The sequence below is a fragment of the Mycobacterium sp. 1245499.0 genome (assembly GCF_001673615.1).
In the GTDB taxonomy this organism is placed as follows: Bacteria; Actinomycetota; Actinomycetes; order Mycobacteriales; family Mycobacteriaceae; genus Mycobacterium; species Mycobacterium europaeum_A.
In genome coordinates this window covers 1-16,350 of the sequence record NZ_LZMG01000103.1, presented here as the reverse complement: position 1 = coordinate 16,350, position 16,350 = coordinate 1, and the positions used below count along the sequence as shown (strand labels likewise).

16 protein-coding genes and 1 pseudogene are annotated in these 16,350 nt (G+C 68.7%); 6 read left to right on the top strand and 11 right to left on the bottom strand.

Going from position 1 to position 16,350, the window contains the following annotated elements; all coding sequences use genetic code 11:
• From A5646_RS05415 to A5646_RS05385, 7 genes are all read right to left on the bottom strand, one after another.
• The coding region (locus A5646_RS05415) for a DUF1707 domain-containing protein (protein WP_156765526.1) at nt 1-252 on the bottom strand (252 nt) is incomplete at its 3' end.
• A gap of 133 nt (nt 253-385) precedes the next feature.
• The gene (locus A5646_RS05410) at nt 386-1,165 is read right to left on the bottom strand and encodes an enoyl-CoA hydratase family protein (RefSeq protein WP_067020426.1); all 780 of its coding nucleotides are present in this window, start codon (nt 1,163-1,165) and stop codon (nt 386-388) included.
• The gene (locus A5646_RS05405; RefSeq protein WP_066871971.1) at nt 1,165-2,331 is read right to left on the bottom strand and encodes an acyl-CoA dehydrogenase family protein; all 1,167 of its coding nucleotides are present in this window, start codon (nt 2,329-2,331) and stop codon (nt 1,165-1,167) included. The genes A5646_RS05410 and A5646_RS05405 overlap by 1 nt, the downstream gene beginning before the upstream one ends.
• On the bottom strand, nt 2,328-4,307 hold the full coding sequence (locus A5646_RS05400; protein WP_067020423.1) for a biotin carboxylase N-terminal domain-containing protein: 1,980 nt from the start codon (nt 4,305-4,307) through the stop codon (nt 2,328-2,330). Before A5646_RS05400 ends, A5646_RS05405 begins: the two co-directional genes overlap by 4 nt.
• A 5-nt stretch (nt 4,308-4,312) precedes the next feature.
• Nucleotides 4,313-5,902, bottom strand: a complete 1,590-nt coding sequence (locus tag A5646_RS05395; protein WP_156765525.1) for an acyl-CoA carboxylase subunit beta — start codon at nt 5,900-5,902, stop codon at nt 4,313-4,315.
• A 2-nt stretch (nt 5,903-5,904) separates the two neighbouring features.
• A complete protein-coding gene (locus A5646_RS05390) occupies nt 5,905-7,053 on the bottom strand; it encodes an acyl-CoA dehydrogenase family protein (RefSeq protein WP_067020417.1) in 1,149 nt (382 codons plus the stop codon).
• Nucleotides 7,050-8,780 carry an acyclic terpene utilization AtuA family protein gene (locus A5646_RS05385; RefSeq protein WP_067020413.1) on the bottom strand — a complete coding sequence of 577 codons (1,731 nt, stop codon included), beginning with the start codon at nt 8,778-8,780 and terminating at the stop codon, nt 7,050-7,052. The genes A5646_RS05390 and A5646_RS05385 overlap by 4 nt, the downstream gene beginning before the upstream one ends.
• 286 nt (nt 8,781-9,066) lie before the next feature.
• Here A5646_RS05385 and rpmF point away from each other — a divergent pair, with 286 nt between their 5' ends.
• The 5 genes from rpmF (at nt 9,067) to A5646_RS05360 (ending at nt 13,787) form a co-directional block, all read left to right on the top strand.
• Nucleotides 9,067-9,240 (top strand): 50S ribosomal protein L32, encoded by a 174-nt coding sequence (gene rpmF / locus A5646_RS05380; RefSeq protein ID WP_003872812.1) that lies wholly within the window; start codon nt 9,067-9,069, stop codon nt 9,238-9,240.
• 113 nt (nt 9,241-9,353) lie between these two features.
• Complete coding sequence (gene mprA, locus A5646_RS05375; protein WP_066871956.1) at nt 9,354-10,040, top strand: two-component system response regulator MprA; 687 nt, start codon at nt 9,354-9,356, stop codon at nt 10,038-10,040.
• Between the two features lie 16 nt (nt 10,041-10,056).
• A complete protein-coding gene (locus A5646_RS05370) occupies nt 10,057-11,625 on the top strand; it encodes a HAMP domain-containing sensor histidine kinase (RefSeq protein WP_066877824.1) in 1,569 nt (522 codons plus the stop codon).
• A 72-nt stretch (nt 11,626-11,697) separates the two neighbouring features.
• The gene (locus A5646_RS05365) at nt 11,698-13,230 is read left to right on the top strand and encodes a S1C family serine protease (RefSeq protein ID WP_067020411.1); all 1,533 of its coding nucleotides are present in this window, start codon (nt 11,698-11,700) and stop codon (nt 13,228-13,230) included.
• 59 nt (nt 13,231-13,289) lie between these two features.
• Nucleotides 13,290-13,787 (top strand): molybdenum cofactor biosynthesis protein B, encoded by a 498-nt coding sequence (locus A5646_RS05360; RefSeq protein ID WP_044487196.1) that lies wholly within the window; start codon nt 13,290-13,292, stop codon nt 13,785-13,787.
• A gap of 34 nt (nt 13,788-13,821) precedes the next feature.
• On the opposite strand, the gene mscL is transcribed toward A5646_RS05360, so the two are convergent.
• The 4 genes from mscL to A5646_RS05340 all read right to left on the bottom strand — a co-directional run bounded on the left by mscL (nt 13,822) and on the right by A5646_RS05340 (nt 16,121).
• A complete protein-coding gene (gene mscL, locus A5646_RS05355) occupies nt 13,822-14,280 on the bottom strand; it encodes a large-conductance mechanosensitive channel protein MscL (RefSeq protein ID WP_066871946.1) in 459 nt (152 codons plus the stop codon).
• A gap of 66 nt (nt 14,281-14,346) precedes the next feature.
• Nucleotides 14,347-15,027, bottom strand: a complete 681-nt coding sequence (locus tag A5646_RS05350; protein WP_067020408.1) for an SAF domain-containing protein — start codon at nt 15,025-15,027, stop codon at nt 14,347-14,349.
• A 64-nt stretch (nt 15,028-15,091) separates the two neighbouring features.
• Nucleotides 15,092-15,433 carry an FmdB family zinc ribbon protein gene (locus A5646_RS27820; protein WP_082972217.1) on the bottom strand — a complete coding sequence of 114 codons (342 nt, stop codon included), beginning with the start codon at nt 15,431-15,433 and terminating at the stop codon, nt 15,092-15,094.
• Between the two features lie 88 nt (nt 15,434-15,521).
• Nucleotides 15,522-16,121, bottom strand: coding sequence for a 5-formyltetrahydrofolate cyclo-ligase (locus A5646_RS05340; protein ID WP_067020403.1), 600 nt, complete (start codon nt 16,119-16,121; stop codon nt 15,522-15,524).
• Between the two features lie 76 nt (nt 16,122-16,197).
• On the opposite strand from A5646_RS05340, the pseudogene A5646_RS28770 reads away from it, so the two are divergent.
• Nucleotides 16,198-16,350, top strand: a pseudogene (locus A5646_RS28770) (UTP--glucose-1-phosphate uridylyltransferase); the annotation flags it as partial.

Here is a 16,350-nt window from a genome sequence, read left to right as displayed (position 1 = left end):
CGCCGGATTGGGCTTGCCGCCGCGGCGCGGGCTGATCGGAGCCCCCGGCAGATCGGCCCGCAATTGATCCAGTTCCTCGTACGTCGTGGCCGCATAGGCCCTGGTCAAACGGTCTTCGTAGTCGTTGAGCTGCAGGCGCCCCTGTTCGGCCGCATACGCAAGCAACTGGGCAATCTGGATGCGGTCGGTATCAGCCGCGCGCGACGGCTCGCCGCGCGTGTCCTCCGCATCCCGTTGCGTTGAGTTGCTCATCACCCACGAGCCTACGACGTACAGCTTTTGCTGCAAGAGGATTGGCTAAACTGCAACCTTGCGCCGGCCCGCGCCGCACTGCCGACCGTTCGACCGGACCCTTTGTTTGACATCTGGCTAACTTCCCGGCTGGCTAACTCGTCCAATTGGGCGCGCGCTTCTCCAGAAACGCCAGCATGCCTTCGCGGGCCTCGTCGGACACGAACAGCCGCGCGGACTCCTCGGCGAGCCGTTCGGCGTCGCGGTCGAACCCTTCCAGCACCGCGGTCGTGGTCAGCGCCTTGGATGCCGCGAGGCCCTGGGGCGAACCACGGCCGATATCGGAGACCAGTTCGTCGACCGCGGCGTCGACGTCGTCGGCGGCAACGGTGATCAGTCCGATCTCGGCCGCCTGGGCGGCGCCGAACTTCTCGCCGGTCAGGTAGTAGCGTGCCGCGGCCCGCGCCGACAGCTTCGGTAGCAGCGTCAACGAGATGATCGCCGGGGCGACGCCGATGCGGGCCTCGGTGAGCGCGAAGGTACTGCGCGGACCCGCGACCGCGATATCGCAGGCGCCCACCAGGCCTAAGCCGCCCGCGCGGACGTGCCCGTCGATGGCGGCGATCACCGGCAGCGGCGAGGAGACGATGGCCCGCATCAAGGCGACCATCTCCCGGGCGCGGGCCACCGCTATGCTGAAGGGATCGCCCCCGCCGGACTCACTCAAATCCGCACCGGCACAGAAGGTTCCACCAGTGTGGCCCAGCACCACGGTCCGTACCGCCGGGTCTGCCGAGGCGTCGCGCAACCCCTGGTGCAATTGGTTGACCAGTGTGGTGGACAGCGCGTTGCGGTTGTGCGGTGAATTCAGGGTCAGCCGCGCGTAAGGTCCGCCCGTGTCGGCGGGTCCGGCGTATTCGACGACGGGGTCCATCAGTAGCTTCGGGGCAGGCCCAGCGATGTCTGCGCGACGAAGTTCAGCACCATCTCACGGCTGACCGGGGCGATGCGGCCCAGCCGGGCCGAGGCCAGCATGGCGGCCAGGCCGTACTCCTTGGTCAGTCCGTTGCCGCCCAGTGACTGCACCGCCTGATCCACCGAGCGCGTGGCGGCTTCGGCCGCAGCGTATTTGGCCATGTTCGCGGCCTCGGCCGCGCCCATGTCATTGCCGGAGTCATAGAGGGTGGCGGCCTTCTGCAGCATCAGCTTGGCCAGTTCGACCTCGATGTGGCACTGCGCCAACGGGTGGGACAGCCCCTGGTGCGCGCCGATCGGCGTGCCCCACACCTGCCGGGTTTTGACGTATTCGGCGGCCCGGCCCAGCGCGTACCGTCCCATCCCGACGGAGCTCGCCGCGCCCATGATCCGTTCGGGGTTCAGGCCGGCGAAAAGCTGTGCAATGGCGGCATCTTCGGCGCCGACGAGTGCGTCGCTAGGCAGCCGCACGTCGTCGAGGAAGACCTGGAACTGCCGTTCGGGGCTGATCAGTTCCATTTCGATCGGGGTGTAGGTGAAGCCGGGCGCGTCGGTGGGCACCACGAACAGTGCGGGGCGCAGCTTGCCGGTCTTGGCCTCCTCGGTGCGGGCCACCACCAGCACCGCCTGCGCCTGGTCGATGCCGGAGATATAGACCTTCTGGCCCTTCACGATCCAGTCGCTGCCGTCCCGGCGGGCGGTCGTGGTGATCTTGTGCGAGTTAGAGCCGGCGTCGGGCTCGGTGATGGCGAACGCCATCGTCAGCGTCCCATCGGCGATGCCGGGGATCCAGCGCTTCTTCTGCTCCTCGGTGCCGAACTTGCTGATGATGGTGCCGTTGATGGCGGGCGAGACCACCATCAGCAGCAGCGCGCTGCCCGCGGCCGCCATCTCCTCCATGACCAGCGACAGCTCGTACATTCCGGCGCCGCCACCGCCGTACTCCTCCGGCAGGTTCACCCCGAGGAAGCCGAGTTTGCCTGCCTCCGACCACAATTCGTCGGTGTGTTCCTGTGCGCGGGCCTTGCGTAGGTAGTACTCGCTGCCGTAGTTGGCTGCCCAGGCCGCCACCGACTTGCGCAGGGCCTGACGCTCCTCGCTCTCGATGAAGCTGGTGTCGGTCATGCTGAATCCCCTTCTGATTGTGGCGCTTCCACTCTTGCCAGCACAGCGCCCACTTCGACTTGCTGACCGGTCTTGACGCTGAGTTCGGCGAGCACCCCGTCCACCGGGGCGGCGATGGTGTGTTCCATCTTCATGGCCTCCAGCCAGATCAGCGGCTGGCCGGCGGTGACCGTGTCGCCGATCGCGGCACCGAGCCGGATCACGCTGCCCGGCATCGGCGCCACCAGCGAGCCCTTTTCGACGGTCGAGCCGGGCTCGGGGAAACGCGGCTGCGCGGTCAAATGCACCGGCCCGCGCGCGGAATCGACGTAGACGTCGGCATCGTAGCGCCGCACCGAGAAGCCGTGCTCGACGCCGTCCACCCGCAGCACGACGGCTTTCGCCGTGGCCGACACCAGCTGCACCGACGGGTCGTCGGGAAGCGTCAAACCGGTTCTGGTGAAGCGATATTGGACCCTGATCTCGTCGCCCGCATCGTCGTGATAGTCCCTGACCTGGTAGACCGACGGCAGGTTGCGCCAGCCGCTGGGAACGGCGCGCAGCACCGGCGCCACGGCCCGGTTATGCGCGGCGTCGGCGAGTGCCGCGGCGATGGCGGACAGTCGGACCACCGCGGCATCGCCCAGCGGCGCCGCGAGGCGGGCCAGGTCGTGGGTATCGAAAAACGCTGTGTCGGTCGCACCGTCGAGGAATGCGGGATGCCGCAGCACGTTCACCAAAAGGTCCCGGTTGGTGCGTACGCCGTGCACGCGGGCGCGCGCCAGCGCGTCGGCGAGCACCAGCGCGGCCTGGCGTCGCGTCGGGGCGTAGGAGATGACCTTGGCCAGCATGGGGTCGTAGTGGATCGAGACCGTGAACCCGTCGACGATGCCCGAATCCAGCCGGATCCCGGTCCGGTGCCCCAGGGAACCGAACTCCGCCCGAACCGAGGGCACCTCGAATCCGCGGACCAGGCCGGCCTGCGGCTGCCAGTTCTTGGCGGGGTCCTCGGCGTAGAGCCGGGCCTCGATCGAATGCCCTCGCGCGGCAGGAGGGTCCGAGTCCAGGCGGGCGCCGTCGGCGACGGCGAGCTGCAGCTCGACCAGATCGAGTCCGGTGGTCTCTTCGGTCACCGGGTGTTCGACCTGTAGCCGGGTGTTCATCTCGAGAAAGTAGAACTCCCCGTCGTCGTCGGCGAGGAACTCCACCGTCCCGGCGCCGGTGTAGCCGATGGCTTCGGCGGCCAACCGGGCCGCGTCGAACAGCTTGGCGCGCATGCCCGGCGTGCGCTCCACCAACGGCGAGGGCGCCTCCTCGATGATCTTCTGGTGGCGGCGCTGAATCGAGCATTCGCGTTCGCCGACCGCCCACACCGTGCCATGGGTGTCGGCCATGACCTGGACCTCGATGTGGTGTCCGGTGGGCAGGTAGCGCTCGCAGAACACCGTCGGGTCCCCGAAGGCGGATTGGGCTTCGCGGCGCGCCGCCTCCACTTCGGCTGGCAGGGCTGACAATTCGCGCACCACCCGCATGCCGCGTCCGCCGCCGCCCGCGGAGGCCTTGACCAGGACCGGCAGCTGCGCCTCGGTGACGGTGTCGGGGTCGAGCTCGTCGAGCACGGGCACCCCGGCCGCGGCCATGAGTTTCTTGGACTCGATCTTGGAGCCCATCGCGCGCACCGCATCCACCGGCGGGCCGATCCACGTCAGGCCGGCGTCGGCGACGACGGCCGCGAAGTCGGCGTTCTCCGAGAGGAATCCGTAACCGGGGTGGATCGCGTCAGCGCCCGCGGCGCGGGCGGCGGCGATGATGGCCTGCGCGTTGAGGTAGTCGTTGGTCTTGTCCAGCCGCACCCGGGCGTCGGCCTCGGCGACGTGCGGGGCGCCGGCGTCGGGTTCGGTGTAGACGGCGACGGTGGTTAAGCCGAGCCGGCGGCAGGTGGCGAACACCCGCCGCGCGATCTCACCGCGGTTGGCGACCAGTACTCGAGTGACCATGGGGCTCACATCCGGAAGACGCCGAAGTTCGACGTCCCCTTGATCGGGCCATTGGCGATGGCGGACAAACAGATTCCCAAGACGGTGCGGGTATCTCGCGGGTCGATCACCCCGTCGTCGTAGAGCATCCCGGACAACACCAGCGGCAGCGACTCGGCTTCGATCTGGCCCTCGACCGCGGCCCGCATCGCCGCGTCGGCCTCCTCGTCGACCTGCTGGCCGCGCGCCTCGGCGGCCGCACGGGCCACGATCGACAGCACACCCGACAACTGGGCGCCGCCCATCACCGCGGACTTCGACGTCGGCCAGGCGAACAGGAACCGCGGATCGTAAGCGCGCCCGCACATGCCGTAGTGGCCCGCGCCATAGGAGGCGCCGATCAGCAGCGAGATGTGCGGGACCGTGGAGTTGGACACGGCGTTGATCATCATCGAGCCGTGCTTGATCATCCCGCCCTCTTCATAGTCCTTGCCCACCATGTAACCGGTGGTGTTGTGCAGGAACAGCAGCGGCGTGTCGGACCGGTTGGCCAGCTGGATGAACTGGGTGGCTTTCTGCGACTCCTCGCTGAACAACACGCCGCGCGCGTTGGCCAGGATGCCGATCGGATACCCGTGCAGCCGGGCCCAGCCCGTCACCAGCGACGAGCCGTACAGCGGCTTGAATTCGTCGAACTCGGAACCGTCGACGATGCGGGCGATCACTTCGCGGGGATCGAACGGGATCCGCAGATCCGCGGGCACGATGCCGATGAGTTCCTCGGTGTCGAACAGCGGCTCGGTGACCGGCTTGGGTGTCGGCCCGTGCTTGGCCCAGTTCAACCGGGCCACGATGCGGCGGCCGATGCGGATCGCGTCGAGTTCGTCGACGGCGAAGTAGTCGGCCAAACCGGAGACGCGGGCGTGCATTTCGGCGCCGCCGAGCGACTCGTCGTCGGATTCCTCGCCGGTGGCCATCTTCACCAGCGGGGGACCGGCCAGGAAGACCTTGGAACGTTCCTTGATCATCACCACGTGATCCGACATGCCCGGGACGTAGGCACCGCCCGCGGTGGAGTTGCCGAATACCAGTGCGATGGTGGGGATTCCGGCCGCCGAGAGCCGGGTGAGGTCGCGGAACATCCGGCCGCCGGGGATGAAGATCTCCTTCTGCGTGGGCAGATCCGCGCCGCCGGACTCCACCAGCGAGATCACCGGGAGCCGGTTCTCGAAGGCGATCTGGTTGGCTCGCAGGATCTTCTTCAGGGTCCACGGGTTGCTGGTGCCGCCTTTGACCGTCGGGTCGTTGGCGACGATCATGCATTCGACGCCTTCGACCACCCCGATGCCGGTGACCGTGCTGGCGCCGACCTTGAAGGCGCTGCCCCAGGCCGCCAGCGGGCTCAGTTCCAGGAACGGCGAATCCTGGTCGACCAGGGATTCGATGCGTTCGCGTGCCGTCAGCTTGCCCCGGTCATGGTGACGCTCAACGTATTTGGCCCCGCCCCCGACCAGCGCGTTGGCCAGCTCGGTGTCGATCTCCTCGAGTTTCGCAATAGCCGCCGAAGCCGCGTCGGCGAAGGCGGTGGCATCGGCATCGAGGGTGGACTGCAGCACGGTCATGATTGGAATCCCAGCAGTTTGGCGGACAGTGCGGTCAGGATTTCGGTGGTTCCGCCGCCGATGCCCAGGATCCGCATGTCCCGATATTGGCGTTCGACCTCGGACTCGGCCATGTAGCCCATGCCGCCGAACAACTGGACGGCTTGGTTGGCCACCCATTCGCCGGCCTCGACGGCGGTGTTCTTGGCGAAACACACCTGCGGAATCAGGTTGGTCTCGCCGGCGAGTTGCTGCTCCACCACGTGGCGCGAGTAAACCCTGGCGACGTCGATGCGACGCGCCATCTCGGCCAACGTGTTTTGCACCGACTGCCGCGATATCAATGGGCGGCCGAATGTTTCGCGGTCGCGACACCATTGCACCGTCAGGTCCAGGCAGCGCTGGGCGCTCGAATAGGCTTGTGCGGCAAGACCGATGCGTTCGGCGACGAAGGCCTGGGCGATCTGGGCGAACCCGCTGTTCTCCACGCCGACCAGGTTGGTGACCGGGACGCGGACGTCGGTGTAGGACAGCTCGGCCGTGTCCGAGGAACGCCAGCCCATCTTGTCCAGCTTGCGGCTCACCTCGAAGCCGGGCGTCCCCTTCTCGACCACAAGCAGCGAAACCCCGCCCGCGCCAGGGCCTCCGGTGCGTACCGCGGTTACCACGTAGTCGGCGCGGACCCCGGAGGTGATGTAGGTCTTGGCGCCGTTGACGATGTAGTGGTCACCATCGCGCACCGCGGAGGTACGCAGGTGCCCGACGTCGGAACCGCCGCCCGGCTCGGTGATGGCCAGCGAGCCGATCTTCTCACCGGCCAGTGTCGGCCGGACGAACTCCTCGATGAGCCGCTGATCGCCCGAGGCGATCATGTGCGGCACCGCGATGCCGCAGGTGAACAACGACGCGAACACGCCGCCCGGGGCCCCGGCCTGATGCATCTCCTCGCAGATGATCACCGCGTCGGCGCCGTCGCCGCCACCGCCGCCAACCGATTCGGGGAAGCCCGCACCCAGCAGCCCGGCGTCCCCGGCGCTGCGGTGCAATTCGCGCGGCAGCTCGCCGCTGCGCTCCCACTCGTCGACGTGGGGCAGGATCTCGCGTTCCGCGAACGAGCGCACCGTCTTTCGCAGCTGTTCGCGCTCGGGTGTGGTCCAAAGGTTCACAGCAGACTCTCCGGGATGTCGAGGTAGCGGCCGCGGAGCCATTCGCCCAGCCCCTTGGCCTGGGGATCGAATCGGGCCTGGTAGGCGACGCCCTGGCCGAGGATGCCGTCAATGACGAAGTTGACCGCTCGCAGATTCGGCAGCAGGTGACGCGTCACGCCGAAGTCGGCCGCTTCGGGCAGCAGTTCTCCGAGCAGCTCGACGGTCAACGTGTTGGCCAGCCATCGCCATTGCTCGTCGGTGCGTACCCACACCCCGATGTTGGCGGAGCCGCCCTTGTCGCCGCTGCGCGCGCCGGCGATGCGGCCCAGCGGCACGCGCCGGGTCGGCCCGTCCGGTAGGGGTTCGGGAAGCGGTGGCTCAGCGGCGGGGGAGAGCTCCAAAGTGTCCGTGGCGCAAGGGATGTGGACGCGGGTGCCGTCGGCGTGTACCGCAACATGCGGTACCTGATCGGCGGCGACGTAGCCCGGGGTGAACACGCCGTAGACCTGGCCGTCAGCCGGGGGTGCGGTGACGTGGAATCCCGGATAGCTGGCCAACGCCAATTCGACGGCAGCCGAAGAGAATTGGCGTCCCACGTTGGCGGGGTCGGGGTCGCGTACGACGCAGTGCAGCAGCGCACTGGCGGCTTCCTCGGTGTCGGCGTCCGGGTGGTCGGTGCGTGCCAAAGTCCACTGCAGTTCGGCGGGCTTGACGGTGAGCGCGGCGTCGAGTTGTTGGCGCACCAGGTCGGCCTTGGCCTCGATATCCAGGCCGGTCAGCACGAACGTCATCGAGTTGCGGAACCCGCCGATGCTGTTCATCGACACTTTGTAGGTGGGCGGCGGGGCCTCGCCACGCGCACCGCTGATGCGCACCCGATCCGGCCCGTCGGACGACAGCTCGACGCTGTCCATCCGGGCGGTCACGTCGGGGTTGGCGTAGCGCGCCCCGGTGATCTCGTAGAGCAGCTGCGCGGTGACGGTGTCGACGCTGACCAGGCCGCCGGTGCCCGGGTGCTTGGTGATCACCGAGGATCCGTCGGCGTGGACCTCGGCGAGCGGGAAGCCGGCGTGGGTCAACTCGGGAATCTCGGTGAAGAACGAGTAGTTACCGCCGGTGGCCTGGACCCCGCACTCGATGACATGGCCCGCGACCACCGCGCCGGCGAGCGCGTCGTAGTCGGTGCGACCCCACCCGAAGTGCGCAGCGGCCGCCCCGACGATCACCGAGGCGTCGGTGACGCGGCCGGTGACGACGACGTCGGCGCCGTCGACCAGGCAGTCGACGATGCCCCAGGCGCCCAGGTAGGCGTTCGCCGTCAACGGACTGCCCAGCCCGAGGTCGGCGGCACGTGACAACAGGTCGTCACCCTCCACGTGGCCGACCCGCGCGTCGATGCCCAGCCGCTGCGCCAGCGCGCGTATCGCGTCGGCCAGCCCGGATGGATTGAGGCCGCCGGCGTTGGCGACGATGCGGACCCCCCGGTCGCGGGCGTCGCCCAGGCAGTCCTCGAGCTGGGTCAGAAAGGTCTTGGCGTAGCCGCGCTCGGCATGCTTCATCCGGTCGCGGCCCAGGATCAGCATGGTGAGTTCGGCGAGGTAGTCGCCGGTCAGGTAGTCGACTTCGCCGCCGGTGAGCATCTCGCGCATGGCCGACAGCCGGTCGCCGTAGAAGCCCGAGCAGTTCGCAATCCGGACGGCGCCGGAGCTGCCCAGGGCGCCAGCGGCGCCGGAAGCAGAGGCCATGCCTGTCCTCCATTCGGGGATTCACCGGGTCGGACCTACCAACCAACCGGTAGGTTAGCGGGTACCGTCGGTGTCACGTCAAGGATCCCACTTTGGAGGCGCCCGCCCTGGCGCGCCCAGCGGGCGGCCACTCGGCGGGCGGGCGTGCATTTTGGCCACAAGCGGACCAGCGACTATCCTGATGTGCGATCGTCGCCCGTTCGGCTCACCAGCCACGCCGCGCGACATGCCGAACTGCAAGTCCCACGTCGAATTACCGAAGCAACACGAGGAGTTAGGCCCGACCATGGCCGTACCCAAGCGCAGAATGTCGCGCGCGAACACCCGTAGCCGGCGCGCGCAGTGGAAGGCCGAGAAGACCGAACTCGTCGGTGTCACGGTCGCAGGTCAGCGCCACAAGGTGCCCCGGCGGCTGCTCAAGGCGGCCCGCCTCGGTCTGATCGACCTCGACCGCCGCTAGTGCGAATGGCGGCGGCCCACGGCGCCCGGCTTCGCCGCGCTTGTGACCGCCGCTAGCCCCCGCCCGGCGCGCCTCTCAGGTCCGTCTCAGGCGGTGGGACGAAACTAGGGGTCGTGCGAATACTGGTCGTCGACGACGATCGCGCTGTGCGCGAATCGCTGCGTCGGTCCTTATCCTTCAACGGCTACTCCGTCGAGCTGGCCCATGACGGGGTCGAGGCCCTCGAATTGATCGCCAGCGATCGTCCCGACGCGCTCGTCCTCGATGTGATGATGCCGCGCCTGGACGGCCTCGAGGTGTGCCGTCAGCTCCGCAGCACCGGTGACGATCTCCCCATCCTCGTGCTCACCGCCCGCGATTCGGTGTCCGAGCGGGTCGCCGGGCTCGACGCCGGCGCCGATGACTATCTGCCGAAACCATTCGCCCTGGAAGAACTGCTAGCCCGGATGCGTGCACTGCTGCGCCGGACCAAGCCGGAGGACGACGCCGAATCCGTGGCGATGACGTTCTCCGACCTGACGCTGGACCCGGTGACCCGCGAGGTCACCCGCGGCCTGCGCCGAATCAGCCTGACCCGCACCGAGTTCGCGCTGCTGGAGATGCTGATCGCCAATCCGCGCCGGGTGCTGACCCGCAGCCGCATCCTCGAAGAGGTGTGGGGATTCGACTTTCCCACTTCGGGCAACGCGCTGGAGGTCTACGTCGGTTACCTGCGGCGCAAGACCGAAGCCGACGGTGAGCCGCGGCTGATCCACACCGTGCGCGGGGTTGGATACGTCCTGCGGGAGACGCCACCGTGACGATGCGGGTCCGCCGATGATCCGGTTCCCCCGGCCCCAGCGTCCGCCGCTGCGCCCGCCGTTGCGCGCGACACCGTCGTTGTCGCTGCGGTGGCGGGTGATGCTGCTGGCGATGTCGATGGTGGCCATGGTGGTGGTGCTGATGGCCTTCGCCGTCTACGCCGTGATCTCCGCCGCGCTGTACAGCGACATCGACAACCAACTGCAGAGCCGCGCACAGCTGTTGATCGCCAGCGGCTCGCTGGCCGCCGACCCGGGCAAAGCCATCGAGGGCACCGCCTACTCCGACGTCAACGCGATGCTGGTGAACCCGGGCCACGCGATCTACACCGCCCAGCAGCCGGGCCAGACCCTGCCGGTCGGCGCGCCGGAGAAGGCGGTCATCCACGGCGATCTGTTCATGTCGCGGCGCACCGCCGGTGACCAACGGATCCTGGCCGTGCACCTGCAGAACGGCACGTCGCTGCTGATCTCCAAGAGCCTCAAGCCCACCGAAGCGGTGATGAACAGGCTGCGCTGGGTGCTGCTGATCGTCGGCGGGGTCGGGGTGGCAGTCGCGGCCGTGGCGGGCGGCATGGTCACCCGGGCCGGGCTGCGCCCGGTGGCACGCCTGACCGAGGCGGCCGAGCGGGTGGCACGTACCGATGACCTCAGGCCCATCCCCGTGTTCGGCAGCGACGAATTGGCCAGGCTCACCGAGTCGTTCAACCTGATGCTGCGCGCACTCGCCGAGTCCCGGGAGCGGCAGGCTCGGCTGGTCACCGACGCCGGCCACGAATTGCGCACCCCGCTGACCTCGCTGCGCACCAACGTCGAGTTGCTGATGGCGTCGATGGAGCCGGGAGCGCCGCGCCTGCCCGAGCAGGAGATGGTGGATCTGCGCGCCGATGTCGTCGCGCAGATCGAGGAATTGTCAACGCTGGTAGGCGATTTGGTGGATCTGACCCGCGACGACGCCGGCCAGGTGGTGCACGAGCCCGTCGACATGGCCGAGGTGGTCGATCGCAGCCTGGAGCGAGTCAGGCGGCGGCGCAACGACATTCACTTCGACGTCGACGTCACACCCTGGCAGATGTACGGCGACGCCGCCGGGCTGTCGCGTGCCGTGCTGAACCTGCTGGACAACGCCGCCAAGTGGAGCCCGCCCGGGGGCCATGTCGGTGTCACCATGCGCCAGCTCGATCCGTCGCACGCGGAGCTGGTGATCGCCGATCACGGCCCCGGCATTCCGCCGCAGGAGCGCCGGCTGGTGTTCGAACGGTTCTACCGGTCGACGACGGCGCGGGCGATGCCCGGCTCCGGGCTCGGGCTGGCGATCGTCAAGAAGGTCGTGCTCAACCACGGCGGACTGCTGCGCGTCGAGGACACCGTTCCGGGCGGCCAACCCCCGGGTACCTCCTTCTATGTGCTGCTGCCCGGCCGGCCCATGCCCGCCTCGACGTACTCCACCACCGCCGGCGAGCCGCAGACCGACCAGGTAGACGCCGCGGCCGACCACGCCACGGCGCCGGGTGGCGACGAGGCGAACTCTCGGGAATCGGCGAACGTAATCTCAGTGGACTCTCAGTCCGCGCGGGCAAGGTAGGTCTGCGGCTACTGTTGAACCCAGCCGTCGACTTGCCGAAACACTGAGATAGAGGAAGAGCGACTTAGCGACATGACGAATGACCCGAGGTATTCGCCACCGCCGCAGCAGCCGGGATACCCGCCCGCGCCGAATCAGCCTGCGCCCGTCCCGAGCCATGCGGCGTCCTCCGGCTATGCCCCGGGACAACAGCAGCCGTACAACCAGCAGTACGACTGGCGCTATCGGTCGCAGCCCTCATCGTCGCCGACGACGCAGTTCCGTCCGCCTTACGAGCCCTTCAGCAACACCGGTCCGGGCCGGATTCCCGGCGGAACCGGGGTGGGCCCGATTCCGGGCGGCACCGGCAGCGGCCCGATTCCCGGCATGCTGCCCGGGATGCCCGGCCCGCCGGAACCCCAAAAGCGTTCTCGCACAGGACTATTGGTGGTCGGTGCGTTGGCCATCGCGGTGGTGTCGGCCGGTATCGGCGGTGCCGCCGCGACGGCCGTCGAGCTCGGCACCCACACCACGGGGAACGGCGGCGGCCGCGTCATCGGGGCGGCGCCCAGCGTCCCGGCCGCCAACATGCCACCGGGCAGCGTCGAGGGAGTCGCCTCCAAGGTGGTGCCCAGCGTCGTGATGCTCGAGACCGACATCGGGCGACAGTCCGAGGAGGGCTCGGGCATCATCCTGTCCACCGACGGGCTCATCCTGACCAACAACCACGTGATCGCCGCCGCGGCGGGACCGCCCAAGGGTCCCGCAGCCCCGCCGGGAGCTCCGCCTGGGGCCCCCGTGCCGCCGAGCCTGCCGGGCGGACCGGGCGGCCCGGGCGGCGGCGGTGCCGGCGCGCCGACGGCGAAGACCACGGTGACCTTCTCTGACGGTCGCACCGCACCGTTCACGGTGGTCGGCGCCGACCCCACCAGCGACATCGCCGTCATTCGCGTGCAGGGCATGTCCGGGCTCACGCCCATCTCGCTGGGCTCCTCGTCGGACCTGCGCGTCGGCCAGCCCGTCGTCGCGATCGGCTCGCCGCTGGGCCTGTCGGGCACCGTGACCACCGGCATCGTCAGCGCGCTGAACCGGCCGGTGTCCACCACCGGTGAGTCGGGCAACCAGAACACCGTGCTGGACGCGATCCAGACCGACGCCGCGATCAACCCCGGTAACTCCGGGGGCGCGCTGGTCAACATGAACGGCCAACTGGTGGGCGTCAACTCGGCCATCGCCACCCTGGGCGCCGACTCGCCGGACGCCCAGAGCGGGTCGATCGGTCTGGGCTTCGCGATCCCGGTCGACCAGGCCAAGCGCATCGCCGACGAACTGATCGCCACCGGCAAGGCGTCACACGCCTCGCTTGGCGTGCAGGTGACCAACGACAAGGGCACCCCCGGCGCCAAGGTGGTCGACGTCGTCGCGGGTGGTGCGGCTGCATCGGCCGGCGTCCCCAAGAATGTCGTCGTCACCAAGGTCGACGACCGGCCGATCAACAGCGCCGACGCGCTGGTCGCGGCCGTACGGTCCAAAGCACCCGGCGACAAGATAACGCTGACATTCCAGGATGCCGCCGGTGGCGGCAGCCGCACCGTGCCGGTCACCCTCGGGAAGGCGGATCAGTAGTGAGAGTGGACGAACCCTCGGCGACGGGATTGTCTGAGCTCGGATATACGGTTGCACCCATGGAAACGGGTGCGGAATTGGTAGTTGGCCGGGCTCTGGTTGTGGTGGTCGACGATCGCACCGCGCACGGGGACGAGGACCATAGCGGTCCGCTGGTGACCGAGCTGCTGACGGAGGCGGGCTTCGTCGTCGACGGTGTGGTCGCGGTCGCCGCGGACGAGATCGAGATCCGCAACGCGCTGAATACCGCGGTGATCGGCGGGGTGGACCTGGTGGTCTCGGTTGGCGGCACGGGCGTCACCCCGCGCGACGTCACCCCGGAGGCCACCCGCGAGATCCTGGATCGCGAAATCCTCGGCATCGCCGAGGCCATCCGCGGCTCGGGGCTGTCGGCGGGGATCATCGACGCCGGCTTGTCCCGCGGTCTGGCCGGGGTGTCCGGCAGCACGCTGGTGGTCAACCTGGCCGGGTCCCGCTATGCGGTGCGCGACGGGATGGCGACGCTGAATCCCTTGGCGGCCCAGATCATCGGGCAGTTGTCGAGCCTGGAGATTTAAACCCGGCTCGCGGGCCAAGCCCCGAATTGGCGGGCTATTTCGATTCGGCTTCCGCGCGGGGTCCGTACTCCGGTGGGGGCGTGGTGGCCACACTGCCGTGCTTTCCCGACGAATCGCCGTTGGTCTGCGCGAGTAGGTCCCGGATCTCCTTGAGCAGCACGACCTGCGCGTCGTCGGCCGGCTCGACCTCGCCCCGCTTGCGCAGCGTCGTGTAGGGCAACACGACCAGGAAGTACACCACCGCGGCGATGATCACGAAGTTGATGGCGGCTGACAGCACGTTGTTCAGGTCAATGGTCTGACCGCCGCCGATGCTGATGCGCAGGATGCCGATATCGGACTTCTGGTTGACGCCGATGCGGTTGATCAACGGCTTGATGATGCTGTCGGTGAATGTGGTGACCAGGGCGGTGAAAGCAGTACCGATGACGACCGCGGTGGACAGGTCGATGATGTTGCCCCGCGAGAGAAACTCCTTGAACCCTTTGAGCATTGGGATGGCCTTTCTGGGACTGGACAGAGTTTGCCGTCGGCCAGCAGACGAACAACGGCCAGGCACTCAGTGCAGGGTGAGCGTCACGGTCTGGCCCAGCGCCGACCCTGCCACCGTGTTCGCCACACGAGCCGGCAGCGCAACCAACACTACGCGGTCGCTATCGGCGGCCTGAGCCTTTTCTTTGGCCGATACCAGCACCACCACGGCGTCGGTGGCCACCACCTTCGGGGCCGCGTGCGAATTGTCCGGCGCACCGCTGGCCGGCGCCGCCAGCACGTCGACCACGTCGCCTACCCGCACCAGGTCGATCAGGGCGCCGTCCGCCAGATGCAGCGGCACGATGCGGGCATCCGGGCCCGCCTTCGACCCGATGGCGGCCTCCGCCAACCGGCTGCCCAGCAGCCGGACGTCGGTGAGCACCTCACCGCGGCGCGCCGGGCCGGCCAGCGTCGACCCCACCACCGTATCCAGGTCGGCTCGTGCCCCATCGGGAACCGTTGCGGCCAAACGCTTTTCGAGCCGGACATCGGCGGAAGTCAGCGCGGCGCCGGGCCGTAGGTCGTGGTCGGCGACCACCACCTGCGCATAGTCATCGGCGGGGTTGGACCGCAGCGTGGCGATTCCGGCCAGCACGACGAGCCCGCCCGCGGCGACGCGGCGCGCCAGCACGGTACGAGTCCAGTCCGGGCGCAGCCATAGCGACAGCCGACTCAAAGGGCTTGGGTTCAGCGATGATTCGCCCACGCCGCAACGGTAGGCGCAACCCGGTGGACAGGCCGCCCGCCGGCATCGCCGGTGTGGATAACCGTCAGTTGGTCGCGGCGGCGGCGGAAGTCGCGGAGCTGCTCGACTTGTCGCTCGAGCTGGACTTCTCACTGGAGCTGGAGCCGGACTTTTCGCTGGAGCTCGAGGAGCTCGACCCGGAATCACTCGACGAGGAGCCGTTGGTCGAACTCGGCGACTTCTTGCCGGACTCGCGGCTGTCGGTGCGGTAGAAGCCGCTGCCCTTGAACACCACGCCGACAGAGTTGAAGCGCTTGCGCAGCCGCCCGGAGCAGCGTTTGCAGGTGGTCAGCGCGTCGTCGGTGAAGGCCTGCACGATGTCGAAGCGATCGTCGCACTCGGTGCACTGATAGCTGTAAGTCGGCACGAAAACCTCCGGGTGATTGCAAACCTGGTTAGCACTCTAGCGTCTCAAGTGCTAGAACCGCCACGTGACATGTCTCATTCCCGACATGTCAGCGCCCGACGAGCTCGACCAATCCCTGCCGGGGCGTGAGCGCATGGGTCATGGGGACGTCGTGCGGATCGGCCGGTAGCTCGTCGAGCAGTTCGGCGTCGCGGACGACCGCGATCAGCCGCGCCTGCGGGTCGCGCCCGCCCAGCGAGCGGTCGTAGAAACCCCGGCCCCGCCCCAGCCGCACCCCGCGGCGGTCCACCGCCAGCGCCGGGACCAGCACCACCGCGGCTTCGGCCAGGGCCGACGGCGGCAGCCACGGTTGCGGCGGTTCCAGCAATCCCCAGCGCCCGGTGGTCAGCGTGCCGGGCCGGTATTCGCCCCAGGACAACGGCGTGGGCGTGTTGTCCGCGGTGGTGCGCGCGACCGGCAGCAGCACCCGTGCGGTGCGCCGCAGCAACGCGTCCAGCATCGCGGCCGAGCCCGGCTCGGTGCCCACCGGAACGTAGGCGCACACGGTGCTGCCGCTGGTCACAACGCTTTCGGAGGCTTCCAGCCGCTCGCACAGGTGCTGGGCCTCGGCGGCGCGAACGTCGTCGGCAACCCGGCGGCGGGCGGCAAGCAGCTGGTCACGCAGTGCGGCTTTGCTGGCGGTCGCCATGGCTCAACGATGACAGCCAGGTGTTTCCCCGCGCCACATCGACTCGGCATAGTGGATGCGGGTTATCGTGTGAACAATGTCAAGCCCAAACGTGGTGGTGCCACGCACTGCGGTCGTGCCCGCCGCCGGTCTCGGGACGCGCTTCTTGCCGGCGACCAAAACGGTCCCCAAGGAGCTGTTGCCGGTCGTCGATACGCCGGGCATCGAGCTGGTTGCCGCCGAGGCGGCC

Bases quoted from the DNA above. Each gene is read 5' to 3' on its own strand.
- A5646_RS05340 (WP_067020403.1), bottom strand. From the start codon at position 16,121: ATGGCGACCGCCAGCAAAGCCGCACTGCGTGACCAGCTGCTTGCCGCC.
- A5646_RS05365 (WP_067020411.1), top strand. From the start codon at position 11,698: ATGACGAATGACCCGAGGTATTCGCCACCGCCGCAGCAGCCGGGATAC.
- A5646_RS05410 (WP_067020426.1), bottom strand. From the start codon at position 1,165: ATGGACCCCGTCGTCGAATACGCCGGACCCGCCGACACGGGCGGACCT.
- mscL (WP_066871946.1), bottom strand. From the start codon at position 14,280: ATGCTCAAAGGGTTCAAGGAGTTTCTCTCGCGGGGCAACATCATCGAC.
- rpmF (WP_003872812.1), top strand. From the start codon at position 9,067: ATGGCCGTACCCAAGCGCAGAATGTCGCGCGCGAACACCCGTAGCCGG.
- A5646_RS05370 (WP_066877824.1), top strand. From the start codon at position 10,057: ATGATCCGGTTCCCCCGGCCCCAGCGTCCGCCGCTGCGCCCGCCGTTG.
- A5646_RS05405 (WP_066871971.1), bottom strand. From the start codon at position 2,331: ATGACCGACACCAGCTTCATCGAGAGCGAGGAGCGTCAGGCCCTGCGC.
- A5646_RS05400 (WP_067020423.1), bottom strand. From the start codon at position 4,307: ATGGTCACTCGAGTACTGGTCGCCAACCGCGGTGAGATCGCGCGGCGG.
- A5646_RS05360 (WP_044487196.1), top strand. From the start codon at position 13,290: ATGGAAACGGGTGCGGAATTGGTAGTTGGCCGGGCTCTGGTTGTGGTG.
- A5646_RS05385 (WP_067020413.1), bottom strand. From the start codon at position 8,780: ATGGCCTCTGCTTCCGGCGCCGCTGGCGCCCTGGGCAGCTCCGGCGCC.